The 22,754-nt window shown below is 61.8% G+C and carries 21 protein-coding genes; 10 read left to right on the forward strand and 11 right to left on the reverse strand.

Annotated elements, in window-relative coordinates; all coding sequences use genetic code 11:
• Nucleotides 1-98 precede the first annotated feature (98 nt).
• The 3 genes from EFR00_RS24170 (at nucleotide 99) to EFR00_RS24180 (ending at nucleotide 3,322) form a co-directional block, all read left to right on the forward strand.
• Complete coding sequence (locus EFR00_RS24170) at nucleotides 99-1,403, forward strand: ABC transporter substrate-binding protein (RefSeq protein ID WP_077989857.1); 1,305 nt, start codon at nucleotides 99-101, stop codon at nucleotides 1,401-1,403.
• Between the two features lie 80 nt (nucleotides 1,404-1,483).
• Entirely contained in the window at nucleotides 1,484-2,410 is a 927-nt protein-coding gene (locus EFR00_RS24175) for a carbohydrate ABC transporter permease (RefSeq protein ID WP_077989856.1), read from the forward strand.
• A gap of 12 nt (nucleotides 2,411-2,422) precedes the next feature.
• Nucleotides 2,423-3,322 (forward strand): carbohydrate ABC transporter permease, encoded by a 900-nt coding sequence (locus tag EFR00_RS24180; RefSeq protein WP_077989855.1) that lies wholly within the window; start codon nucleotides 2,423-2,425, stop codon nucleotides 3,320-3,322.
• A 177-nt stretch (nucleotides 3,323-3,499) separates the two neighbouring features.
• On the opposite strand, the gene EFR00_RS24185 is transcribed toward EFR00_RS24180, so the two are convergent.
• From EFR00_RS24185 to EFR00_RS24215, 7 genes are all read right to left on the reverse strand, one after another.
• On the reverse strand, nucleotides 3,500-4,546 hold the full coding sequence (locus EFR00_RS24185) for a hypothetical protein (RefSeq protein WP_077989854.1): 1,047 nt from the start codon (nucleotides 4,544-4,546) through the stop codon (nucleotides 3,500-3,502).
• Nucleotides 4,543-5,304, reverse strand: a complete 762-nt coding sequence (locus tag EFR00_RS24190) for an ATP-binding cassette domain-containing protein (protein ID WP_077989853.1) — start codon at nucleotides 5,302-5,304, stop codon at nucleotides 4,543-4,545. Before EFR00_RS24190 ends, EFR00_RS24185 begins: the two co-directional genes overlap by 4 nt.
• A 2-nt stretch (nucleotides 5,305-5,306) precedes the next feature.
• Nucleotides 5,307-6,329: an ABC transporter permease gene (locus tag EFR00_RS24195; RefSeq protein ID WP_077989852.1), complete on the reverse strand. Its 1,023-nt coding sequence runs from the start codon at nucleotides 6,327-6,329 to the stop codon at nucleotides 5,307-5,309.
• Between the two features lie 69 nt (nucleotides 6,330-6,398).
• The gene (locus EFR00_RS24200; RefSeq protein ID WP_077989851.1) at nucleotides 6,399-7,340 is read right to left on the reverse strand and encodes a substrate-binding domain-containing protein; all 942 of its coding nucleotides are present in this window, start codon (nucleotides 7,338-7,340) and stop codon (nucleotides 6,399-6,401) included.
• A 94-nt stretch (nucleotides 7,341-7,434) separates the two neighbouring features.
• Nucleotides 7,435-8,271 carry a 3-methyl-2-oxobutanoate hydroxymethyltransferase gene (locus EFR00_RS24205; protein WP_077989850.1) on the reverse strand — a complete coding sequence of 279 codons (837 nt, stop codon included), beginning with the start codon at nucleotides 8,269-8,271 and terminating at the stop codon, nucleotides 7,435-7,437.
• Complete coding sequence (locus EFR00_RS24210; RefSeq protein ID WP_077989890.1) at nucleotides 8,268-8,579, reverse strand: MocE family 2Fe-2S type ferredoxin; 312 nt, start codon at nucleotides 8,577-8,579, stop codon at nucleotides 8,268-8,270. The genes EFR00_RS24205 and EFR00_RS24210 overlap by 4 nt, the downstream gene beginning before the upstream one ends.
• Nucleotides 8,580-8,626: 47 nt before the next feature.
• Nucleotides 8,627-9,772 carry a fatty acid desaturase family protein gene (locus EFR00_RS24215; protein WP_077989849.1) on the reverse strand — a complete coding sequence of 382 codons (1,146 nt, stop codon included), beginning with the start codon at nucleotides 9,770-9,772 and terminating at the stop codon, nucleotides 8,627-8,629.
• A gap of 440 nt (nucleotides 9,773-10,212) precedes the next feature.
• Here EFR00_RS24215 and EFR00_RS24220 point away from each other — a divergent pair, with 440 nt between their 5' ends.
• The 7 genes from EFR00_RS24220 (at nucleotide 10,213) to EFR00_RS24245 (ending at nucleotide 18,690) form a co-directional block, all read left to right on the forward strand.
• Nucleotides 10,213-11,088, forward strand: coding sequence for a LacI family DNA-binding transcriptional regulator (locus tag EFR00_RS24220; RefSeq protein ID WP_245435268.1), 876 nt, complete (start codon nucleotides 10,213-10,215; stop codon nucleotides 11,086-11,088).
• A gap of 8 nt (nucleotides 11,089-11,096) precedes the next feature.
• On the forward strand, nucleotides 11,097-11,237 hold the full coding sequence (locus EFR00_RS33605; protein WP_245435269.1) for a hypothetical protein: 141 nt from the start codon (nucleotides 11,097-11,099) through the stop codon (nucleotides 11,235-11,237).
• A 126-nt stretch (nucleotides 11,238-11,363) separates the two neighbouring features.
• Nucleotides 11,364-12,734, forward strand: coding sequence for an SWIM zinc finger family protein (locus EFR00_RS24225; RefSeq protein WP_225882608.1), 1,371 nt, complete (start codon nucleotides 11,364-11,366; stop codon nucleotides 12,732-12,734).
• Nucleotides 12,731-14,143: a DUF5691 domain-containing protein gene (locus tag EFR00_RS24230; RefSeq protein WP_077989847.1), complete on the forward strand. Its 1,413-nt coding sequence runs from the start codon at nucleotides 12,731-12,733 to the stop codon at nucleotides 14,141-14,143. Before EFR00_RS24225 ends, EFR00_RS24230 begins: the two co-directional genes overlap by 4 nt.
• A complete protein-coding gene (locus tag EFR00_RS24235) occupies nucleotides 14,136-15,218 on the forward strand; it encodes an ATP-binding protein (protein ID WP_077989846.1) in 1,083 nt (360 codons plus the stop codon). The genes EFR00_RS24230 and EFR00_RS24235 overlap by 8 nt, the downstream gene beginning before the upstream one ends.
• Nucleotides 15,219-15,221: 3 nt before the next feature.
• Nucleotides 15,222-17,552, forward strand: a complete 2,331-nt coding sequence (locus tag EFR00_RS24240) for a DUF5682 family protein (protein ID WP_077989845.1) — start codon at nucleotides 15,222-15,224, stop codon at nucleotides 17,550-17,552.
• The gene (locus EFR00_RS24245; RefSeq protein WP_077989844.1) at nucleotides 17,542-18,690 is read left to right on the forward strand and encodes a VWA domain-containing protein; all 1,149 of its coding nucleotides are present in this window, start codon (nucleotides 17,542-17,544) and stop codon (nucleotides 18,688-18,690) included. Before EFR00_RS24240 ends, EFR00_RS24245 begins: the two co-directional genes overlap by 11 nt.
• 16 nt (nucleotides 18,691-18,706) lie before the next feature.
• Here the strand turns inward: EFR00_RS24245 and EFR00_RS24250 are convergent, their stop codons facing one another.
• From EFR00_RS24250 to EFR00_RS24265, 4 genes are all read right to left on the reverse strand, one after another.
• A complete protein-coding gene (locus EFR00_RS24250; protein WP_077989843.1) occupies nucleotides 18,707-19,012 on the reverse strand; it encodes an AzlD family protein in 306 nt (101 codons plus the stop codon).
• On the reverse strand, nucleotides 19,009-19,743 hold the full coding sequence (locus EFR00_RS24255) for an AzlC family ABC transporter permease (RefSeq protein ID WP_077989842.1): 735 nt from the start codon (nucleotides 19,741-19,743) through the stop codon (nucleotides 19,009-19,011). Before EFR00_RS24255 ends, EFR00_RS24250 begins: the two co-directional genes overlap by 4 nt.
• Nucleotides 19,744-19,779: 36 nt before the next feature.
• Nucleotides 19,780-20,637 carry an AraC family transcriptional regulator gene (locus EFR00_RS24260; protein WP_077989841.1) on the reverse strand — a complete coding sequence of 286 codons (858 nt, stop codon included), beginning with the start codon at nucleotides 20,635-20,637 and terminating at the stop codon, nucleotides 19,780-19,782.
• Between the two features lie 139 nt (nucleotides 20,638-20,776).
• Complete coding sequence (locus EFR00_RS24265; RefSeq protein WP_077989840.1) at nucleotides 20,777-22,723, reverse strand: putative bifunctional diguanylate cyclase/phosphodiesterase; 1,947 nt, start codon at nucleotides 22,721-22,723, stop codon at nucleotides 20,777-20,779.
• Between the last annotated feature and the right edge of the window lie 31 nt (nucleotides 22,724-22,754).

A 22,754-nucleotide genomic window follows, 5' to 3' on the forward strand; every position in this document is an offset into this window, starting at 1 on the left:
CGGGAGCGTAAGCTCCCCCGGACATGCCAGGCCGCCGTTCACCAAGCGGGAGGTGAATGCCGGAGAATTGCTCCCGCTGTTCAATGAGGAGGAATCTCATGACGATCAAGAGACGTGAATTTCTTGCTGCATCGGCAGCCGTAGCCGGTGTCGCCGGCCTTGGCATCAAGCCATCCTTTGCGCAGGCCGAGCCGACCTACACGCCGGAAAGCGGCGCAAGCCTCAGACTGCTGCGCTGGACGCCTTTCGTGAAGGGCGATGAGGATGCGTGGATCGCCAATACCAAGAAATTCACAGAGGCCACAGGCGTGGAAGTGCGAATTGACAAGGAAAGCTGGGAGGACATCCGTCCGAAGGCGGCCGTCGCGGCGAATGTCGGCTCCGGACCAGATCTCATCATGTGCTGGTTCGATGACGCGCATCAATATCCCGACAAGCTGGTCGATCTCACCGAACTCGGCAATTATCTCGGCAACAAATACGAGGGCTGGTACGACGGCGTGAAGGGCTACGCCACACGCGACGACAAGTTCATCGCCATGCCGCTGACGACGATCGGCAATGCGGTCGTCTATCGCGACAGCCACGTCAAGGCGGCCGGCTTCAACGAATTTCCGAACGATACCGCGGGCTTCCTCGAGCTATGCAAGGCCATGAAGGCGAAGGGCACGCCCGCCGGCTTCCCGCATGGTAAGGCCGTCGGAGACGGCAACAACTACGCTCATTGGCTGCTCTGGAGCCATGGCGGCAAAATGGTCGATGAAAGCGGCACGGTGACGATCAACAGCCCGGAAACGCTCGCCTCGATCAACTACGCCAAGGAGCTCTACGCAACCTTCATTCCAGGCACGGAAAGCTGGCAGGACGTCAACAACAACCGCGCATTCCTGGCGGGCCAGGTATCGCTGATCGCAAATGGCGTCTCAGTCTATTACACGGCCAAGAATGATCCGAAGCTCGCCGAAATCGCCAAGGACATGCGCACGACGAACTTCCCGATCGGACCGGTCGGCAAGAGCGTCGAGCTTTTCCAGACGAGCTCGCTGCTGCTCTTCAAGCACACCAAATATCCGGAAGCGGCCAAAGCCTACATCAAGTTCATGATGGAAGCCGACCAGATGAACGCCTGGATCCAAGGCTCCAGCGCCTATTGCTGCCAGCCTCTCAAGGCCTTCGCCAAGAATCCGGTCTGGACCGCCGATCCAGTCCACGCACCCTATGCGCACGCTTCGGAAAAGCTGCGCCCGAACGGTTATGCCGGCCCGCTCGGCTATGCCTCGGCCGCGACCATGGCCGATTATGTGCTGGTCGACATGTACGCCGCCGCCGTCACCGGCCAGAAGTCGCCGGAGGACGCGATGAAGGAAGCCGAACGTCGGGCGAACCGCTACTACCGCGTCTGATCCGGAACCGAGGGTTGCGGCATGCCTGATACCGGCATGCCGCATGTCCTCAAGGACTGAATGCAATCTGGAGACCAGCAATGTCGACCTTGAAATCCGGGGATACGCGCGGCCCCTCGCTCATGCAGAACAACAATGTGCTCGGCTTCCTGTTCATGCTGCCGGCCGCCGTGTTTCTGGTCTGCTTCCTCACCTATCCCCTGGGGCTCGGCGTCTGGCTTGGCTTTACCGACACGAGGATCGGCCGAGACGGCATCTTCATCGGCTTGGAGAATTATGAGTTCCTCGCCGATGACGCGGTTTTCTGGCTGTCGGTCTTCAACACCATCCTTTACACGCTGGTCGCGTCGGTGCTGAAATTCGCGCTCGGCCTGTGGCTGGCGCTGCTTCTGAACCAGCACCTTCCGTTCAAATCCTTCTTCCGGGCGATTGTGCTGCTGCCCTGGGTGGTGCCGACCGTGCTTTCGGCGCTCGCCTTCTGGTGGATCTACGATTCCCAGTTCTCAATCGTCTCCTGGTCTCTGATGAAGCTCGGCCTGATCGACGCGCCGATCAACTTCCTCGGCGATCCCACAAATGCACGCATCTCTGTCATCGTCGCCAATGTCTGGCGCGGCATCCCCTTCGTGGCGATCTCGCTGCTCGCCGGCCTGCAGACCATCCCGGCCTCGCTGCAGGAGGCCGCCTCGCTCGATGGCGCGACGAGCTGGCAGCGATTCCGCTATGTGACGCTGCCGATGCTGACGCCGATCATCGCCGTCGTCATGACCTTCTCGGTGCTCTTCACCTTCACGGATTTCCAGCTGATCTACGTGCTGACCAAGGGCGGGCCGGTCAACGCCACGCACCTGATGGCGACGCTGTCATTCCAGCGCGGCATTCCGGGTGGGCAGCTCGGCGAGGGCGCGGCCATCGCCGTTGCCATGGTGCCCTTCCTGCTCGGAGCCATCATGTTCAGCTTCTTCGGTCTGCAGCGCCGCAAATGGCAGCAGGGCGGCCAGGATTAAGGGGGTATAACGATGTCGACCAATCTCAAAACGGCCGATGAGGTCCTGACCGACAATGCCGAGGGCATGAGCTATCTGAACCGCCTGCCGCGCCGCGTGGTGATGCTCTACCTGCCGATGGCGGTCTTCGTCTTTGTGCTGCTCTTTCCCTTCTATTGGATGGCGATCACCGCCGTGAAGCCGAACGAGCAGCTGACGGATTACAACAATTACAGCCCGTTCTGGGTGGTCGGGCCGACGTTCGACCACATCAAATACCTCTTCCTGGAAACCTCCTATCCGGGCTGGCTGTGGAACACGATGCTAGTGGCTGTGGGGTCGACGGCGCTGTCGCTCGTGGCCTCGGTCTTCGGCGCCTATGCGATCGAGCGCGTGCGCTTCACCGGCTCGCGGCAGATCGGCCTCGTCATCTTTCTCGCCTATCTCATTCCGCCGTCAATCCTGTTCATCCCGCTCGCCTTCATCGTCTTCAAGCTCGGCATCTACGACTCGCGCCTGGCGCTGATCTTCACATACCCGACCTTCCTCATTCCCTTCTGCACCTGGCTGCTGATGGGCTATTTCCGCTCCATTCCGTTCGAACTGGAGGAAAGCGCGCTGGTCGATGGTGCCAACCGCTGGCAGATCCTGGTCAAAATCATCCTGCCGCTCGCCGTGCCCGGCCTGATCTCCGCCGGCATCTTCGCCTTCACCCTGTCGTGGAACGAATTCATCTATGCACTGACCTTCATCCAGTCCTCGGAGAATAAGACCATTCCGGTCGGGGTACTGACCGAGCTGGTGCGCGGCGACGTGTTCGAATGGGGATCGCTGATGGCCGGCGCGCTGTTCGGCTCGCTGCCTGTCGTCATCCTCTATTCCTTCTTCGTCGACTACTACGTGTCGTCGATGACGGGCGCGGTGAAGGAGTAGCGCCCGGACCGGGCTTATCGGCAACGGGCAAGGCAAGTCATTTTGCCTTGCCATCGAAGCCGCTCTGCACGCAGCACTGACAGTGCAGGGTAGCAGTGCGATTCCGCTCCAACACGCCGATACTCAGTGGCCCGGTTTTCGGCCAGGGCTCTACCCACCGATCTTGCGTCCTTCGCCTCAGTCGAGAAAGTGCGTCCGGAAAGCCAGGCGCCGGAACCCTCCTCGATCGCCGCAAACTTCTATCGCGCGGTCCACCACACGAATATCCTCGACGCGTTCGCCTGAAGGCCACGAGATGGCGCCTATGGCATGCCTCGCTTCAGCTTCCCCGTCCCGGACGAGGGTGAGTGCCCCGGGACCTGAGAGGTCGTTTTCGCTGGAGTGGCTGCGCAAGGCTGCGGCCGCACTCTCTTCGACCCCCAAACAGCCGAAGTGTCGGCTCGACCACGGGGGATAGTCGCGGCCGCCGTTGGAATGCCAGAAAATAGTCATGGGCAAGCGGCGGGCATTCCGGAGGGAAAGAAACAGATCTCCCTCGACCGGCCGCGTCACCGCGGTCCAACCCAAGCTGTGTTCGCGGCCTTCTATGGCGATGACGACATCCTCATGCCGCGGGTTCCACGGGAACCGGCTCAGATCCACCGATCCGTCGATCCCAGGAAAGCGGTCGGGCGCCGTTGACCGCGAGGGGTAGCGCAGGCCGGAACGCCCACGGGCGGAATCGACTTCGGGCGGCGCCGGCGGCGTCTCCCATGCCGATTTGGGGGAGCAACTGATGAGTCCGCCCCGAGGCAGCGACACGTTGGCATGGTTCGAGATGGCAATGCGGCCGCTCCCGCCGGCGAAGACATGGCGCTGGTAGACCCAGGCGTGCCCGTCTTCAACCTCGAGTTCCTTGGTGACGGTCGCGCCGCAGACGGTGCGTTGCAGCCTGGCCCGCAGCCGCCCGGCCTCCTGTTCGGTGACGTGCCAGGGTGAATTGGCGGTCCAGCCATGAAGGGGTGATCCCTCTTGGCTGCCTGCGAAGGGTGCGCAGAAGAAATCGCCGCCGAGCACCATCAGATGCGGCGGCGTACCGGGCGGCATTATCTCCTCCGTGCCGACCCAGGGCGCACGGTGCAGCAGAGCGATTTCGTGCCCCTCATCTTCCACGGTAAAGCCGTCGAGGAGACCGGTCCGCGCATCGAAGCCGAAGCGGATTCCCTTGGCACGGATCTCGATCATGCCGCGATATGTTCGCCTGTGATGATCTTTTCGACCTCCTGGATCGATGAGGTCGCGGGGCTTAGATCATCGGCGACGACGGTGCCGCGTCGCATCACCACCATGCGGTCCACCACCTGGAAGACATGATGGATGTTGTGCGCGATGAAAATGCAGGAGTGCCCGGTGTCGCGTGCCTCGCGCACGAAACGCAACACGCCCTGGGTTTCGGCGACACCGAGATTGTTGGTGGGTTCGTCAAGGACGATGAGGTCGCTGTCGAAATACATGGCGCGTGCGATTGCCACCGCCTGCCGTTCCCCGCCGGACAGCGATCCGATCGGCGTAGTGGGCGGAATGTTCTTCGAAATGCCGACTCGCTTCAGAAGATCGGCGGCAACTGCGTTCATCCGCTCCTGATCCAGCCGGTCGAGGAAGCGGGGGCCTGTTCTGAGCTCCCGTCCGAGAAAGAGATTGCGGGCAATGGAAAGCTGCGGGACCAGGGCAGAGTCTTGGTAGATGGTTTCGATGCCGCTCGCGATCGCGTCGTTGGTGCTGCGCAACCGCACTTCGCGGCCCTTGATGACGATCTGGCCGGACGTGTAGGGAACCGCGCCCGACAGCACCTTGATCAGGGTGGACTTGCCCGCGCCGTTATCGCCGAGAAGGCCGACGATCTCGCCCTTTCTTATGGTGAGGTTGACATCGCGCAAGGCGTGGACGCGACCATAGAATTTCTCAATGTGTCGCATCTCGACGAGGGTTTCGGTACCGCTCATCCTCAGACCCCCGTATTGTGCCGGCGCTCGAGGCCGGCATGGAGCGCCATCATCGCCAGGATGATCGCACCGATGAAAATATTGTAGGCGAGACCGGGCACCCCGATCAGGACGATCCCGTTGCGCATCAGTCGCAGGATCAGGACGCCGAGCAGGGTCCCAAGAATTGTCCCGCGGCCGCCATTCAGCACGGTGCCGCCGATCACCACCATCGCGATGACCTCGAGTTCGTAGCCGGTTCCGGCATTGGGGTTGGCGGCCGAGACGCGGATCGACGAGACGATGCCGGCAAAGGCCGCCATTGCGGCAGACAGCATGAACAGGATGACCTTGACCCTGGCGATCGGCACCCCGCGGTTTCGGGCAGCATTGGGATTGCCGCCGGTCGCCTGGATCCAGTTGCCGAACCGGGTGCGGGTCAGGACGTAGTGTAGCGCCAACGCTAGCACTACGAACCAGATGAGGCTCATGAAAACACGCAGGTCGCCGATATAGAAGTCGCCGACCAGCAATTGCGCCAACCACTGCTCTTCGGCGTCCCAGGTGCGCTGCGGAAAGCCGGCCGTCAGCCACAAGGCCGTGCCGCGGATGACCAGCAGCGTACCCAGCGTCACCAGGAATGAAGGGATAGCGAGACGGGTGACGAACAGACCGTTGAAAAGACCGATCGCCAGAGCGACGGCTATGCCCGCAAGGAACGCCAGCGGTAAGGGAAGCACGTCCGCATTGAACAAAGTCCACATCACCACGGGGGCGAAGCCGAAGACGGAACCGACCGAAAGGTCAAATTCTCCCGCGGTCATCAGAAGGGTCATTGCGAGCGCGATGAGGCCGAGTTCGACGGTGAAAGTGAGGGCATTGCCGACATTGATCAGCGACAGGAAGGCGGGGTTGATCGCCGTGAAAATGACGAGCATCGCGATCAGAAGGACGAAAGGCCCGAATTCCGGATAGGCGATAAACGTCCTGACCAGGCTAGGCCTGTCGCGTGGCGGAGTAAGAGCGTCGCTGCTTTGCTCGATCATGGTGGACTCTCGCGTTGGGGCTATAACAGGCATCCGCGGCAAGCTACCGCGGATGCCGGGTTGGCATGCTTATTTGCCGCCCATGATCTTAGCGTAGAACGGCGCCTTATCGGCCTCGTAGAGTGCGCCAGTGATGATGTCGAAGTTGATCGGGATTCCGCTCGCTTCAGACATCAGCGCCGAAAGGCACATGTATGAGGTCGCCAACGGATCCTGCCACATTCCGGCATTCACATAACCTTCGCTGACCTCCGTAGTCGTATCCAACGAGTTGCCCCATCCCACCACCGGAATCTCGCCTTTGGCGATGCCGGCCTGATCCCACACGCGTTTGACAGAACCGGTTACGAGATCGCCGAGACCGATGACGGCATTGATCTTCTTACGGTTGGCGGTCACGTAGTCGGTCATCCGGTTGATGGCCTCGGCCTGGTCGTAGGACGCATCCTGGATTTCCCAAGTGATCCCGAGCGGCTTGAACACTTCGTCGGCACCCGCCGATTCCTCTTCGCCGTAGCCTGCACCCGGAACTTCGAGCGGCATCCAGACGAAATCTCCCTTCTTCACCAGCTTATGGTCGACCAGATACTGTGCCCAGGTGCGGCCGACGACCTTGAGATCGACGCCGACATAGGCTCTCCAGGCCGGCGCCGGGTCCTTGGTGTTGAAGTTGATGACCGGGATGTTGGCCCGGTTGGCCTCGTTGACAACATCCACCAAGGTGCCAGGCCCCGGGCTCGTCGTGCAGATGCCGTTCGCGCCGGCGGCGATGGCGGCGCGGATGGCTTCCTGATGGCTCGGTACATCATTCGAATGGAAGGACGTGTTCACCTTCACGCCGGTATCGGCAGCGAATTTCTCGGCACCCTGAAGAAAGTAGGTCCAGACCGGATCGGTCGGGGAGCCGTGCGATATCCAGTAAAAGGTTTTGTTCGCCGCACTCTGCGCCATTGCTGCTGCCGGCATCAGCGCCAATGCGGCCACCGCGCCCAGAAAAGTCCGTCTCAGCATGTCCCGTTTCCTCCCTTTGGTTTGGCCGGTCTATAGCTCCTCCCGGCCGGTGAAAGCTGTTGTATGACGCGTGACGTGGCGGCGGGCGGCCTCCTCATTGCCGATCGACCCCGTCGATGAACTTCTCCAGTTCGCGCGGATCCATGCGGATCAGATGACAATCCTGCGGGAAGGCACCACCGGCGACGTCCGCGGCATATTCGGTGAAAGCTGCGATCCGCTCGCGTTGCAGCCGCGCATATTCGGCATCGAAATCGCGATAGGTTCGGGCGTGGCGCGGGACGTGACCTTCGGTGTAGCCCAGTATATCGTTGGCGAAGAGATACTGCGCGTCGCAGCCAGCCCCGGCACCCATCGACCATAAAAGGATTTCGACCCGTTTGCTGATCTCGGCCGCGACTTCGGCGGGCACCACTTCAATTTCGACCGCGAAGGCACCGGCGCTCTCATAGGCTTTGACCTCCTTGAAGAGCCGCAACGCCGCCTCGGCAGTCTTGCCGACGGCTTTGAAGCCACCGGTCCAGGTGGCGCGGGTAGGAACCAGCCCGACGTGACCAACGACGGGAAAATATTCACGGGAGAGCTTTTCGACCGTCTTCAGCGAGCCCGAACAGTAGACCGCGTCGGCGCCGCGGCTCAGCGCATTGCCGCACCAGCGCAGATAATCGTCCGGGGTACCCATCTCGAGATGGGTCTGCCCGGTCATCGAGAAGACCGTCGGCGCAACCGCGCGGTAGTGCGGATCAAGGACGATCTCGGCCGGCACGGAGGCGACATCGATCCCCGCCGCTTCGGCGGCTGCCGCCTCATCGAGGCTGAAATAGCGCAACATGGTCAACTGACGCCGGCCCTTCCAGGCGCGCAGGTCCGCCACCGTCGGCAAACGGCGTGATGCGGCGCCCCGGCTCTCCTGTCTTCTCAACTCTGTCATTCGACCAGCACCAGGACTTGCCCGCCCTCGCGCCGGACGGAATAGGTTCGCAGGTTCTCGCAGGCAGGCGAGCGCTTGGCCTCACCCGTTCGATAGTCGAATTGGCCATTATGTCTGGGACACTCGATCACATAGTCGAGCACCAATCCGTCTGAGAGCTCCACCTGCTCGTGGGTACAGAGCCCATCGGTGCAAAAGAATTCGTCGTCAGGGCTGCGAAAGATTGCAAAGCTCCGTCCGCCATGGATCCAGCCCAAAACGTCTTCCTTTTCGATGTCGTCTTCGGCGCAGGCAGCGATCCAGGGCATATGGTCCTCGTTTCCATGTTCAATGGGCATCTCTGATGGCCGGGCGATCATGCGAGGGACCTTTCCGGCACAGCCGCATGCAGCTCTTCGCGATAAGGCTTCGCCCCTTGCGGCAAGGCACGCTTGAGATAATAGCCGGGCTCCCGTCTCTGCCGCATGATCGCTTGAAACACCTCGCGATAGCCGGCCCAGATCGAGGTGTTGGCGGGCGGCAGGTCGTGCTTGATCGCCTCGTGCAGCCTTGCCAGCGCATGGTAAGGCACCATCGGGAACATGTGGTGTTCGACGTGATAGCCCATGTTCCAATAGATGAAGCGGCTGACGGGATTCATATAGACGGTGCGCGAATTAAGCCTATGGTCGAGCACGTCCTCCGCGAGCCCGCCGTGCTGGAGGAGCCCGGTCATCACCATATGCCAACAGCCATAGATGCGCGGACCGCCGATCAGAAGAAGCGGGATCGCCGCCTTCCAACCTGCACCGGCGACGAGCATGCCTATGGTGGTCAGTATAGCGGCCGCGTAGATTGCCATATGCACCCGCGCCCAGAACACCGCCTTGGGCCATTCGCTCTCGGGCACGTAGTCCTTCTCGTCCGGCGAGAGGGCGCCGGCCGCATTACGCGCCAGCGTCCTGAGGTTCTGCCAGACCTCGACCACGCCGGTATAGGCGAGCGCTTTCAGCGTCAGCGCGATTGGATGCATCCAGGCGATCTCAGGGTCTCGGCCGACAATGATTGTATCGGTATGGTGGCGGGCGTGGCTCCAGCGCCAGTTCACCGGGTTGCGTGCCACCTGAAACGAGCAGATGTGATAAAGCACGTCATTCATCCAGCGCGTGCGAAAGGCGGTGCCGTGGCCGCATTCGTGCCAGCGTGCATCGCAGGCCGAGCCATACATCACCCCATAGGCAAACCAGAACGGCACCGCCCACCAGCTGCCCCAGAACCAGATGCCGCCAACGGCAAAAGCCACGTGGAGAACTGCCCATAGAATCGTGTCGCGGATCGCCGGCTGATCGCTGCGCTGCATCAACTCCTTCATCAGCTTGCGCGGCACGTCGGTGTGATACCATTCGGCCGCTACCAGACCCGCCTCGACGGCTTGTCTGGCGGAAGCACCGGTCAAACCGTAGTCGCGGGGGAGGGCGGCAGACTGCCCGCATGTTTCGCTATTAGCCGAATTGGCGCTCATGCGATCATCTCCGGTGGCGGGAACAAATGCTGCGCTGAAAGCGACTGACCGGTCCCGCTCAAGCCGTTCACCTGTATTGCCGCCGGCACCTCGGACCGCTCCGGACACATCACCCGTTCGCCCCTACATCCATATTCATCACGCAGGGCCGCTGCGAGATCTGCCGATCCTCGGCCTGCCCCGGTGATGTTGTAATGACCCTGCTGATGCCAAACTGGGCTGCCGATAGAAGCTTCGCAACTCGATATCACATCAAATCACATCAGTTACCTCCTCCCATATTGATTGGATTTCAGCGGAACTCTTGGTAATTATTATATTTTAGACGCTCACTTCATTTCGCGGTTCTTACTTATGTTGCAGGTGGGGTATGATGTGATTAACCTCATCTTTTGATGTGACAAAACGGCATTTCCCTCAACTGTGCAAAGGGAAGGACCATGAAGAAAACGACCATTTCCGATGTCGCCCGGAAGGCTGGCCTCTCGACTGCAACGGTCGATCGAGCATTGAACGACCGTGGTGGTGTCAGCGCCGCCAATCGCCAGAGGGTGTTTCGCGCCGCGAAGGAACTGGGCTATCTGCCGACCGAGGGAATGCTTGCCTTGCCCTCGCGCCCCGCACATCTGGAGTTCTTCATCCCCTTTGCGCACAACTCATTCATGCAGGACGTCGCCAGGAAGATCACCACCTTCGCGTCATCCCTGCCGCTCGTGGCGTCGTGCAATGTCACGGCACTCGACGGCATCGACCCTGACGCGCTCGTAGCGGCGCTGGAAGGTCTTCCGCTCCGGACCAACGGCGTCGGGGTGATTGCCGTCGATCACCCGAAGACACGGCATGCGATCCGGCGCCTGTGCGAATCCGGGGTCCGCGTCGTGACCATCGTGACGGATGTTCTCTCGACCCCACGCTCTGCCTTCGTCGGCGTCGACAATCTGGTGGCGGGGCGAACCGCGGCGCTGATCATGGGCCTCACGTCGCGTGAGAAGAAGGGATCGATAGGACTGTTCCTCGGCTCGCGAACGCTCCACGGACACCAGCAGCGGGAATATGGATTCCGGACATTGCTGGAGGAGCAATTCAAGCATCTGACGATCCTTCCTGCCATCGAAACCCGTGACGAGAACAAGCTGTCCCAGCCGGCGATGGAACGGATGCTGCGCGACACCGACGATCTCGTCGGCGTCTATTGCGTCGGCGCAGGCAGGCCGGCATCGCCGAAGTTCTGCAAGCAGCGAAAGGAAACAAGCGTCCCTTCGTCATCATGCATGACCTCACTGACGCGACGCGGGCATGGCTGGCAGAAGATCTGATCGACGTCGTGATCGACCAGAATGCGCGCCTGATCGGCGAGCAGGTTGTCATAAGACTTCTCGGCTCGATCGCGGCAAGCACGCCGACCTTGTCTTTGAAGAACATCGAGCCACGGATCATCTTTCGCGAGAATATCCCACTCGTTTGAAGCAGAGTGATTCCATGACGGGTTGTTGCGCCGGGCAGGCGTTGCACTTTCTGCTATGCCATGCCAGAAAACACGCGATAGTGGAATGTGGCCGAGTCGGGGGTTCCATTGAGTTTGAGTTTGAGTTTGGCAAAGATAGAAGAGCTTGCCCCGGATCAAGGCTCGCTCGCCGCGGCCAAGAAGCTTCTCAAACCCTCGAGCTGGCCGACGCTCGCCCAGGACGGATCGGGCCTCATCTGGGGCGAATGCCAAGGCTCCGGCGCCACGCCCTACAGAATTTCCGTCACCGAACCCGATGCCGGCTACAAATGCAGTTGCCCCAGCCGGAAGTTTCCCTGCAAGCATTCGCTCGCCTTGATGTGGATGCGCGCTGACGGCAAGGTCGATTTTGCGACCGGAACGGCGCCGGACTGGGTGAACGACTGGCTGTCGCGCCGACGCGGACCTTATGCGGGCGCTCCAACAGCCGGCGCCGATAAACCCAAAGCGTCGATCGCGGCGACCGAGGAAATCGAGGCGGTGGTTGATCCGAAGGCGGAGGCCCGCGCGGCGGCGGCTCGGGAACGCAACCGGCTTGAGCGCGAGACGTCCATCGCCAACGGCCTCGACGAACTCAATACCTGGATTGCCGACCAGATGGATGCTGGTTTCGCCGCCTTTCCGGCCAAGGCAACGGCTACCTGCCGGGTAATGGCTCAGCGCCTGTTTGACGCCAAGGCCTCCGGCCTGGCGCTCCGGGTCGATACCATTCCGGCGCGGCTTTTCGCCCGCGCGGAGGCGGCCCGCCCGATTGCTGCCATTCAGGAACTCGCTACCCTGCATCTGCTGGCCGAGGCCTATCGCCGCCAGGATAGCCTGTCCGAGCCATTGCGCCAGGATCTCAGGCAGATGATGGGCTGGAACGTCACGCGTGAAGCGCTGCTCGAGGATGAACGGGCGCTGCGCGTTTCCGGCGCCTGGCGAGTTTGGGCGACCCGCAGCGAGGTGCAGCCGGATAAGCTCCGCCGGATCGAGACCTGGCTTCACGGTAGCGACAGGCATGCGGTGCTCATCGAATACGTCCCGGTTTCCACGGGCGCCTCCTCAAGCGGCTACAGCGTTGGCGATACTTTCGAAGCTGAATTGATTTTTTATCCGTCGAGCGTGCCATTGCGCGCGCTGATCGCCAGCCAGGCAACCGGCAGCGTCATGTCCGACGCTGCGCTGGCGCTTCCGCCGCACGATCTCGCCGACGCCTATGGGCTTTACGAGGAGGCCTTGACCGAAAAACCCTGGCTCGGCGACTATCCGGTCATGTTTCGCGGGGCGCGGCTCAGGCGCTCGGGCGAAACCATCCACCTCAGCGGCCATGGGATCAGTCTTCCGCTTGCGAAATCGCAATCGGCGGCAAGCTGGCCGCTCCTGCAGCTCGAAGCGATCGATGGCGCCGGGCTTTGGGATGGGACCGAGCTGACGCTCTGCTGGTCTGAAACGGCGCTTGGACGGTGGACCGCATGAGCTTGACCAGCCTGAAGAGCGAGATCCTGCCGAAGCTTCTGTCCGGTACCCGGAGCGGTTTGCCGCTCGATCGTATCGGCGCCACCGATCCCCTGCAGGCGCTGGCGCTGGCTGGCCAGGCATTGCGGTTCGACCGTCCGCCGCCACCGGGACAGTTCCAAACCGAGGAGGCTATCACCGATCATGCGGCAATCCTGCCGGACGCGGCAAGGAAGCTCTTGCTTCGGCTGCTTTCCGGCAAGAACCAGGCGTCAGGTCAACTGTCCGCGGCAATCGTCCAAAAGCTTGCCGAAAAGAGGCTCCGGCTGCATCCGTTCGATCTGCCCAGGCTCGAACCGTTCGTGAAAGCCCACGCCGAAAATCTCGGAGCGGAAGCGCTTGCTTTTTCCGAGCGTGAAACGCCGGTCGCGCAGAAGCAGAATTACTTCGCGCCCGACAGCCTGAGTGACGACACCTGGATGCTGGCGACGCCAGCCGTGAAAGCTGGCTACATCAACGGCCGCAGAACTTCCGATCCGGATGCTGCGCGGGCGATGGTCGAGGCAGCCTGGACGTCGGAGAATGCCGATAGCCGCGTCCGCCTTCTCGCAGCGTTCTGGAAAAATCTGTCGGAAGCAGATGCGCCGTTTCTGAGGAGCTTGGAGAAGGATCGCGCGCCACGCGTTCGCGAGCTCGCTCAGAGGCTGCTCGTCCGCTTACCGGGGTTCGACGGGGACAATCCGGCTTTGCGCGCCGCCCTGGAACGCATCAAGGTTTCGCAGACCGGGCTGATTTTCAAGAAGGCGGCCCTGTCGCTCGACGTGCCCGCCACCGTCCGAGATTTTACAAAGATGAGCTGGCTCAACGAGACCTTCGGCCCAATCGGTCTGGAGGTTCTGGCCGACGCCTTGTCGATGACGGTAGATGGCGTGGTGGCTGCCGGCGAGAAGCAAGGCGACCTCTTGGCGGCACTGCTTTTCATGGCGACGCAGGATAGGCGGCTGGATATCGTCAAGCTGATCACCGAGCGCCATCTCCTCAACGGTTGGGAGGCCTTTCACCAGCTCGATAGCGAAATGCTGGCGGATTATCCCGCTGACATGCGGCAGCTCTGGATCGAATACATCTTTCGGCCGGGCAGGTGGGCGGCCGACACGTCGCCTTGGGCGATGCGGGCGATGGCGCAATGGCTGGGAGGGCAGACGACGGAGAACGTCTTCGGCGATATCCTGCGCTCCAAGCCGTGGCAGGCGTTGCGCGGGGACAGTGGGCGCTTCGAAGCCGATATCGCCGACAGCATGGCCGTCATGTGCCCGTCATCGATGCGTTCGACGCTGCGCGCCGAGCTTGCCGGGCTCGATCCCGCCAAAAGCAGCAATGCCATTCTTTTCCTCGACCTCATGGACAGCCTGGAGACCGCAAATGCCTGAAGCCCAACTTCGCCGTCCTGCAGAGCAGATCTACGCGGGCGAACTGGCCGCCCTTGCGAAGGGCGACGACCGTCCCCGACCCGCCAACTGGAAGCTCTCTCCGCAGGCGGTCGTTACCTATCTCCTTGGCGGAAAGGCATCCGATGGAGCGCCGGTATCGGCCAAATACGTCGGCAACCGGCGACTGATCGGAACGGCCGTCGCCACGCTCGCGACGGATCGGGCGCTGCTGCTGCTTGGCCTGCCGGGGACGGCGAAATCCTGGGTTTCCGAACATCTGGCCGCGGCGATATCAGGTTCTTCGCAACGCCTGATCCAGTGCACAGCCGGCACGGACGAAAATCAAATCCGCTATGGCTGGAACTATGCCTTGCTGCTCGCCAAGGGGCCGTCGCCGGAGGCGCTGGTCAAGACGCCTTTGGTGCGGGCGATGGAGGAGGGAACGCTGCTCCGGCTCGAGGAACTGACCCGCATGGGCTCCGACGTGCAGGACACGCTGATCACGGTTCTTTCGGAAAAGATCCTGCCTGTGCCGGAGCTCGATATCGCGATCGATGCCGAACGCGGCTTCAACGTCATCGCCACGGCCAATAATCGCGACAAGGGCGTCAACGAGCTTTCCTCGGCACTGAAGCGGCGTTTCAACGTCGTGGTCCTGCCATCGCCGAACACGCTCGAAGAGGAAACCCAGATCGTCGTGAAGCGCGTCGGCGAGATCGGCACCAACCTCAGTCTGCCGCCGATCCAGCCCGCGGACAAGGAACTCGCCCGCGTCGTTACCCTGTTCCGTGAAATTCGGGACGGCAAGACCCTGAACGGCAAGACGAAACTGAAGACCTCGACCGGTACGCTGTCGACCGCCGAGGCGATCTCCGTCGGCGTTTCGGCCTGGGCGGAAGCCGCTCATTTCGGCGATGGCCGCATCGATGCCAATGCGCTTGCCACCAATATTGTCGGCGCGGTCGTCAAGGATCCGGTGCAGGATGGCGTCGCCTTGTCGGAATATCTTGAAACCGTAGTGCGCACCCGCGACGGCTGGCGCGATCTTTACGAGGCCATCCGCGAGGTGATCTGAACCATGAAGCGGAAGGCTCATCTCTTCGGCATCCGCCATCACGGGCCGGGTTCGGCGGCGCTTCTGAAGGGCGCGCTCGATGCGCTCGATCCGGCCTGCGTGCTGATCGAAGGGTCGACGGAAGGCGATGCGCTGATCCAGCATGCGGCGCTGCCTGGCATGAAGCCGCCATTGGCCATGCTGTTTTACGCGGCGGACGAGGCCGCCAATGCCGTCTTCGCGCCCTTTGCGGAATTTTCTCCGGAATGGGTGGCCATGCAATGGGCGCTTGCGCACGGCCGTCCTGTCCGTTTCATCGACTGGCCCGCCGCCGTGTCTCTGGCGCTCACCAAAGCGGCCCGGGAGGAACGGCTTGCCGCCCTCGAAAGGAAGGCGGCGGAGTTGACAGAAAATAGCGACGGCGAAGATCCGGAGGAGGGCGCTTCGGAAGCCCCCACGATCCGCCTCGACCCGCTCGATCTGCTTGCCGAGGCCGCCGGATATGGTGATGGCGAGAGCTTCTGGAACGTATTGATCGAACAGCACGGCAGCGGCCAGTCGCCGCTTGAAATTTTCGCCGCCATAGAAGCGGCAATGACGGAAGCGCGTCAACATCAGGCGGATGCCGGCGGCATGAGCGATGCCGAATGGCTGCGTGAAAAGCGCCGTGAAGCCTTCATGCGCGGGCATATCCGGGATGCGCTGAAGCAGCATGACGGCGAGGTTGCGGTCGTGATCGGCGCCTGGCATGTGGGTGGGCTGCGCACCGAGACGACGGTCGCCGAGGACCGCGCCATCGTCAAGGATCTGCCGAGGGTGAAGGTGGAAGCGACCTGGGCGCCCTGGAGCGACGGGCGGTTGAGCTACGCGTCCGGCTATGGCGCAGGCGTCATTTCGCCCGGCTGGTATCGGCATCTCTGGAGCCTCTATTCCAGCGATCGTCATGACGGACCGGAAGCCTTTGCCGCCGTCTGGCAGGCGCGGACGGCAGCTCTTTTGCGGCAGGAAGGTTTTGACGCTTCGACAGCCTCAGCCATTGAGGCGGCCCGCCTTGCGCTCGGGCTCGCCAGCATGCGGGGACTGAGCGTGCCCGGACTGGCCGAAATGCGGGATGCCTCGCTTTCCAGCCTATGCCATGGCGACGACATCCCGCTCGCGATGATCGAACGCAGGCTTTATATCGGCAGCCAGATCGGCGAGATCGACGAAGCGGTGCCGCAAATGCCGCTCGCCAAGGATTTCGAGCTGTGGTGCCGCAGGACACGGCTGAAGCCGGAAGAAACGGCAAGCGAGATCAAGCTCGATCTGCGCAGCGAGGCGGGGCTGCTCAAATCGACCTTCCTGCACCGCCTCAACCTGATTGGCGTCCATTGGGGCCGGCTGATCGACGCGGAGGCCGGGCGCGGAACCTACCGCGAAATTTGGAGCCTCGCATGGTCGCCGGACATGTCCGTCGGGCTGGCGGAGGCGTTTGTCTGGGGCCTGACGATCGAACAGGCCGCAGCGGCTGCGACGATCGATCGAGGCAGAAACGCGAACGGCATCGCGGCGCTTTCGGAACTGGTGCGCGGCGCGCTGGTTGCCGATCTTCCCGAAGCCGCCAGCGCCTGTATCGATCTTCTGCAGGCCGCCGCCGTGCAGAACAATGACATCACCGATCTGATGAACGCGGTCGCGCCGCTGGTGCGCATTGTCCGCTACGGAACCGCCCGCAAGCTGCCGGAGTCGGAGCTTCGCGCGCTGATCACCGCACTCAGCGTCGAAGTCAATGCCGACGTCCGGATCGGTTCTCGCCAACTGGACGATGATGCCGCATCTCAGCGCATCATCGCCATGCGCGCCTATGACGAAGCTCTTGGCCTGTTTGGCGATCCCGCGCTGCTTGCGGAATGGCGGCGCCAACTTGCCCTCCTGGTCGACGACGAGCAGGCGGCGGCGCCGGTCGTGGGCTTCAGTCTCCGCCGTCTGCATGACCTTAGCCTTTGGGACGAGCCGCGGCTCTCGGCTGCCTTCTCGCGGCAGATCGTGGGCGAGAGCCCCACACGGGCCGGCGCCTTCATCGAAGCCTTCATTTCGGGGTCTGCGGAGGTGCTGATCCAGGATCAGACGCTGCTCTTCCTCATCGACGAATGGCTCTGCGGGCTGGACGAGGAGGTTTTCGTGGAGAGCCTGCCGCTCTTCCGGCGTGCGCTGACCGGTTTCGATGCGGTCGGCCGCAAGCGGATCATGGAACGCGTCGCCGGTGGAAGAAAGGAACGATCGGCCGCGCCTGATGTGATCGAGGACAACCCTGCCTTCGAACGGGCGCTGCCTTTGCTGAAGACGATCCTGGGAATGGACGCGCATGACTTCTGAACGTATCCGACGCTGGAAGCTGGCACTTGGTGACGACGACATGGAGGGTCTCGGCGAGCGGGACCAGCGCCTGAGCCGCGCGCTGTCGGTTCTCTACGAATCCGAAGGGCGCAAGGGGCGCGGCGGGCTCGGTGCGTCCTCGCCGAAAGTATCGCGCTGGCTCGGCGACATCCGCGAGTTCTTTCCTTCGCCTGTCGTCCAGGTCATCCAGAAGGACGCGTTCGAGCGTCTCAATCTCAAGGCGCTGATGCTGGAGCCGGAGTTTCTCGAGACGCTGGAAGCGGACGTGCATCTCGTTGCCGATCTCATCTCCCTGCGCGGTGCAATGCCCGCGAAGACCATGGAGACTGCCCGCGCGGTGGTCAACAAGGTGGTCGAGGATCTGATGAAGCGATTGCAGTCCAAAACGGTGGAGAAGGTGACCGGCGCCCTGAACCGTTCGCAGCGCACCCACCGGCCTCGCCACGCCGATATCGACTGGCCAAGGACGATCCGCGCCAATCTTCGTCACTACCAGGAGGATTTCCACACGATCGTGCCGGAGACCCTGGTGGGGTTCGCGCGCAAAAGCCGGACGCAGGCCGATCTCGATCATGTCATGCTGTGCGTCGACCAGTCCGGTTCGATGGCATCTTCGGTCGTTTACGCATCGATCTTTGCCGCCGTCATGGCGTCGCTTCCGGTCCTGTCGACGAAGCTCGTCTGTTTCGACACCGCGATCGTCGACCTGACGGAAGATCTGGCCGATCCGGTCAAGGTTTTGTTCGGCGTGCAACTCGGCGGCGGCACGGATATCAATGCGGCGCTTGCCTATTGCGAGACCAAGATCGACCGACCGAACAAGACCCATCTCGTTCTCATCACCGACCTTTACGAAGGCGGGGATGCCGGCTCCATGCTGGCGCGTGTCGCCGCGCTCAAGCAATCCGGCGTCAACGTCATCGTTCTGCTGGCGCTCTCCGACGACGGCAGGCCGGGCTACGACGCCCGCCACGCCGGCGCGATCGCCGCCATGGATTGCCCGGTCTTCGCCTGCACGCCGGATCAATTTCCTGACTTGATGGCCGTTGCCCTGACGAAGCAGGATATCGGACAATGGGCAAGCGCAAATGGAATCGGACTTGTGCGCGGTACCTAGTCCCCTTCAAAGCCGTTCAGTTCAGGCCGATCGCCCTGAGCAACGCTACGCAGACGACGCCGGCCGCGACGGAGACCAGCATCGGCAAGCGAAGGGCCGCGAGCGCGGTAACGGCACAGGCGGCGCTCTCCGCGATCCCTGTCGCAAAAGCGGTCGGCGCCACCACGGCCATGAGCACTGCGGGTGGAATGGATTCGATCGCTTTGCGCCTGCTGCCGTCCAGCGACACATACCGCAGCAGAAAGAGCCCGCTGACACGCGTCAGGATCGTCGCAGCCGCCATGGCCAGAATGGCGAACAAGGTCTGCAGGTCGAGCGTCATGGCGTCACCTCCAGGCGGCGCATACCGCTGAAGGTCGCGGCCGCGACACCGGCAAGAGCACCGGCCGCGACATACCAGACGCCGGGTACGAAGTGATGGGTAAGCACGGCCGCCGCCGCACTCGCAAGCAGAACGGCGCCGGTCTCGCGTCCCTTCCAGAAACCCATGACGAGCACGATGAAGACGGCCGGAAAGGCAAAGTCCAATCCGAGCGTTGCGGGATCGCCGAGGAACGTCCCGAGTGTGGCGCCCGCCAGCCCGGAAAGAACCCATGCCAGGTAGAAGGGCGCTGCCAGCCCAGCAAACCATGCCGGTTTCAGCCTCGCCACCCCGGCGCGGAATTCCGCCATCGCCCAGATTTCATCGGCCAGAAAAAGTATGGAGAGATAACGGGCGCGCGGTGAAAACGACTGCATCTTTGTGACGATCGATGCTCCCATCAGCACATGGCGGATGTTGACGAGAAGGGCTGCCAAGCCGAGGCTTGTCCAGGAGGCGGGATGTGTCCAGATATCCATCGCCACGAATTGCGAGCCGCCGGCAAAAACCAGCGCGCTCATCAGGCCGACTTCAAGAGCCGAGAGCCCCTTCGTCGCGGCGACGGCGCCGAACACCAGCCCAATGGGGATGACGGCGGCAACGAGTGGCGCGATCGCCCGCATTCCGCCTGAAAATTCGGCCCAGATTTTATTTTTGCGCACGTTCGAACCTCCGCTTGATGCCGAGGTCATAGAACCGTGGCGAAGCGACGTCTTGAACGAAAGTGATTATCGCGCCCGGTACTGGCCAGGGGTTAATCCCGTGCGCGCCTTGAAGTGCCTGGTGAAATGGGCCTGGTCGGCAAAACCGCATTCCAGCGCGACCTCTGCCGGCAGGTCACCCGCCCGTAGCCGGCGGCGCGCGCTCCTGATGCGGACATCGGTCAGGAAGGCGTGCGGCGTGATATGGAATTCCTTGCGGAAGGCGCGGATCAGATGCGCGCGGCTGAGGCCGGCGACGGCGGCGAGTTCTTCCAGCCCCAGATCGGTCGCATAGTGTTCCGTCAGATAATCCCGCGCGCGCCGAACCGCTGAACGCTCCGAGGTGTCGGTCGGCACGATGATCGAGCTTCCATGTTGGCGAAACATTGCGTCGAGCACCAGGAACATGCTCTGGCTGGTCTCCAGTGCCCCGACTCCGGCCTCCAAGGTCCGGTGGGCACCAAGAAACGCCGCGGCCAGTTTGGGATCATGAAGGATCTGCTTGCCGAAGGCCGGCGTGCCGTGAAAGACGCGCCCGGTGACATCCTCGAGGATTTCGCGAAAGAGCGACAGGTCGGGATAGATCATGCGATAGCGATAGCCGGCATCGGTCGGCGCCCCGTCATGCGTCTCGCCTGGATTGATCAAATAGAGATCGCCGGGGCCGGAGGCTTCGCGAGCACCGCAGATCGTGGCGATCTGGCTGCCGCTCTCGATGGCGCCGATGCTGAACGTATCATGGGCGTGCGGTGCGAACTCATGCGTCAGGAAGGTTGCGCTCAGGCATTCCATGCCGCCGAAGCGCGGATCGCGCCAAAAGCGCGTCGTCTCTGCTCCCGCGAGTGGCATGGCTTCGGTCGCCTGTTCCTGGGAAATATTCTGCATCGGGCGGATATAACAGTTTTACCGCGACGCTTCTTGAACAAAAGTGATCAGCGAAACCGGCCCTTTTGCCTTCGGAGCTTCGGCAACACATTCCCAGCCGGTCGCCAAAAGATATCGGTTTCTGGAACCGTTGCTCGAGTTATGCCGCGTTCAGACGTTCGGCGCTCACCGGCATGCCCATATGAAAGCCTTGGACGCGATCGATGCGAAGATCCTTCAGCAGGGACAATTGTGCAGCAGTTTCGACGCCTTCCACCAGGATCGTATTGCCACGATTGCGGATGAGCGCAACCATGTCCTGAAGCATCGTCAAACCGCGTTGGTTGGAGCAGTCGTGCAGGAAGGTTCGATCGACCTTGACCGTCTGAAACTCGATCGCCCTCAGCCAAGAGAGACCGGCGAAGCCGGAGCCGAAATCGTCAAGCCAAATTTCGACGCCGAGAGCCCGCAGATCTGCAATGCATTTCAGAACCTCCGACTGCATATCCATGTCCAGACCCTCGGTGACTTCCAAGGCCAGCCGCGACCCGGAGACCCCGCACCGAGCAAGAATATCAGCGACGCTCGCGGCGAAGCCGGGGGAGCGCAGTTGTATGGGCGACACGTTGACGCTGACGGTGGCCATCCGATCCGTCATCAGTATGTCACGGCACGCCGTCTCGATCGCCCACTTGCCCAATTCGAGGATAGCGCCGGTTCGTTCTGCAACCGGAATGAATGTCCTCGGCGAAACCGCAGTGCCATCCGGCATCCTGAGGCGCATCAAAGCCTCGACGGCTTTTGCTCTCTCGTTCGTCAGGTCGAAGATCGGTTGGTAGACGAGCGAGACCAGTTTGCGGTCAATGGCGGCTGTCAGCAGCGGGACGAGTTTACCAGCGTTGTCGTCGGGCCGAGGCAACGAGGGATCAAACCTGCGAATGCAATTTCGGCCACTCGCTTTGGCATTGTAGAGAGCAAGATCGGCTTCTCGCACTATTCGTTCAACTTTCTCTCCAACGTCCTCGCTGGTGAAAGCGACGCCAATGCTGACGGTTACGATCGCGCTGTCATCTGGTCGCTCGTCATGAGCGATCGCAAGAAACTCGACTTCCATCCTGATCCTCTCGGCCAGGCTCATCGCGACCGAGGGGGTTTCGGCCGGCATGACCACGATAAACTCCTCGCCGCCGTATCTGCCGATCATGCCCCCGGACGATTCTACAACCGCCTTCAGCAGATTGGCGATCACAGCCAGGCATCGGTCCCCCTCCTGATGCCCGTAGCGATCATTGAAGCGTTTGAAAAAGTCGACATCGATGAGGAACACGACGAAGTCGCGGCCCTCGTCTTTCCAGGCGGCCCAGCATTCGTCGAGACGTCGATCGAGCGCACGCCGGTTGTTTATCCCCGTCAGGTAGTCGGTATTTGAAAGCTCGAGCAGCGACCGTCCGCGCTCGGACGCTTCCCAGTGCTGATAGCGCGCCTCCGCCGCATTCAGCAACACGCTTCGACGCTCGACATTCAATCGCCAATTGATGGAAGAGGTGAATACAAAGCAGGAAATGTAGAACATCCCGAAGGCAATCTTGTAGACTTGGCTGGAAGGGAAATACGTCTCGATCGTGATGAAAAATGCGCAGAGCACGACGCTGGAGGTGATCACCGACAGCCGAAACGAGAAACTGAAAAAGAGGTTGGCGCCCATCATGAAGATGGCGCCGAAAATCATATAGTAAGACATGGCAGCGACGTCACGGGTGCCGATCGCCGGATAAAGCCAGCCCAAATAGCCCGCAAGCAATGCCGCGGCGCACGTGATGTCGAGCCAGACGATTTTCGCTTTTGCCAGTCGCAGGGCTTCGAAAGCCAGCAGCGCCATCACTGCGACGACGAATCGCGCGGCGATCGTCACAGGAGCAACGTCGGGGATAAGCCACTGGTCGGGAAGTGCGAAGGACACATAAACGGCGACGGCGATCCAAAGACCATGCCGTGCGCTTTGCCTTCTGACAGAATCATTTTCGGCTTCCAGAGACTTGCAAGCCTCCGCAAATGAAAAGCTGTCGGTTGATTCATCGCACCGCACAGTCGGGTAAGCCGCGCTCATGTAACGATGCCAGCCCGGCTACGATCTATCG

Source organism: Rhizobium sophoriradicis (assembly GCF_003939025.1).
Lineage (GTDB): Bacteria > Pseudomonadota > Alphaproteobacteria > Rhizobiales > Rhizobiaceae > Rhizobium > Rhizobium sophoriradicis.

Excerpts from the sequence above, each read along its gene's own strand:
- EFR00_RS24250 (WP_077989843.1), bottom strand. The coding sequence starts at position 19,012 with ATGACGCTCGACCTGCAGACCTTGTTCGCCATTCTGGCCATGGCGGCT.
- EFR00_RS24185 (WP_077989854.1), bottom strand. The coding sequence starts at position 4,546 with ATGATCGAGATCCGTGCCAAGGGAATCCGCTTCGGCTTCGATGCGCGG.
- EFR00_RS24235 (WP_077989846.1), top strand. The coding sequence starts at position 14,136 with ATGCCTGAAGCCCAACTTCGCCGTCCTGCAGAGCAGATCTACGCGGGC.
- EFR00_RS24240 (WP_077989845.1), top strand. The coding sequence starts at position 15,222 with ATGAAGCGGAAGGCTCATCTCTTCGGCATCCGCCATCACGGGCCGGGT.
- EFR00_RS24200 (WP_077989851.1), bottom strand. The coding sequence starts at position 7,340 with ATGCTGAGACGGACTTTTCTGGGCGCGGTGGCCGCATTGGCGCTGATG.
- EFR00_RS24180 (WP_077989855.1), top strand. The coding sequence starts at position 2,423 with ATGTCGACCAATCTCAAAACGGCCGATGAGGTCCTGACCGACAATGCC.
- EFR00_RS24265 (WP_077989840.1), bottom strand. The coding sequence starts at position 22,723 with ATGAGCGCGGCTTACCCGACTGTGCGGTGCGATGAATCAACCGACAGC.
- EFR00_RS24190 (WP_077989853.1), bottom strand. The coding sequence starts at position 5,304 with ATGAGCGGTACCGAAACCCTCGTCGAGATGCGACACATTGAGAAATTC.
- EFR00_RS24230 (WP_077989847.1), top strand. The coding sequence starts at position 12,731 with ATGAGCTTGACCAGCCTGAAGAGCGAGATCCTGCCGAAGCTTCTGTCC.
- EFR00_RS24215 (WP_077989849.1), bottom strand. The coding sequence starts at position 9,772 with ATGAGCGCCAATTCGGCTAATAGCGAAACATGCGGGCAGTCTGCCGCC.
- EFR00_RS24260 (WP_077989841.1), bottom strand. The coding sequence starts at position 20,637 with ATGCAGAATATTTCCCAGGAACAGGCGACCGAAGCCATGCCACTCGCG.
- EFR00_RS24245 (WP_077989844.1), top strand. The coding sequence starts at position 17,542 with ATGACTTCTGAACGTATCCGACGCTGGAAGCTGGCACTTGGTGACGAC.
- EFR00_RS24175 (WP_077989856.1), top strand. The coding sequence starts at position 1,484 with ATGTCGACCTTGAAATCCGGGGATACGCGCGGCCCCTCGCTCATGCAG.
- EFR00_RS24195 (WP_077989852.1), bottom strand. The coding sequence starts at position 6,329 with ATGATCGAGCAAAGCAGCGACGCTCTTACTCCGCCACGCGACAGGCCT.
- EFR00_RS24210 (WP_077989890.1), bottom strand. The coding sequence starts at position 8,579 with ATGCCCTGGATCGCTGCCTGCGCCGAAGACGACATCGAAAAGGAAGAC.
- EFR00_RS24205 (WP_077989850.1), bottom strand. The coding sequence starts at position 8,271 with ATGACAGAGTTGAGAAGACAGGAGAGCCGGGGCGCCGCATCACGCCGT.
- EFR00_RS24255 (WP_077989842.1), bottom strand. The coding sequence starts at position 19,743 with ATGACCTCGGCATCAAGCGGAGGTTCGAACGTGCGCAAAAATAAAATC.
- EFR00_RS24170 (WP_077989857.1), top strand. The coding sequence starts at position 99 with ATGACGATCAAGAGACGTGAATTTCTTGCTGCATCGGCAGCCGTAGCC.
- EFR00_RS24220 (WP_245435268.1), top strand. The coding sequence starts at position 10,213 with ATGAAGAAAACGACCATTTCCGATGTCGCCCGGAAGGCTGGCCTCTCG.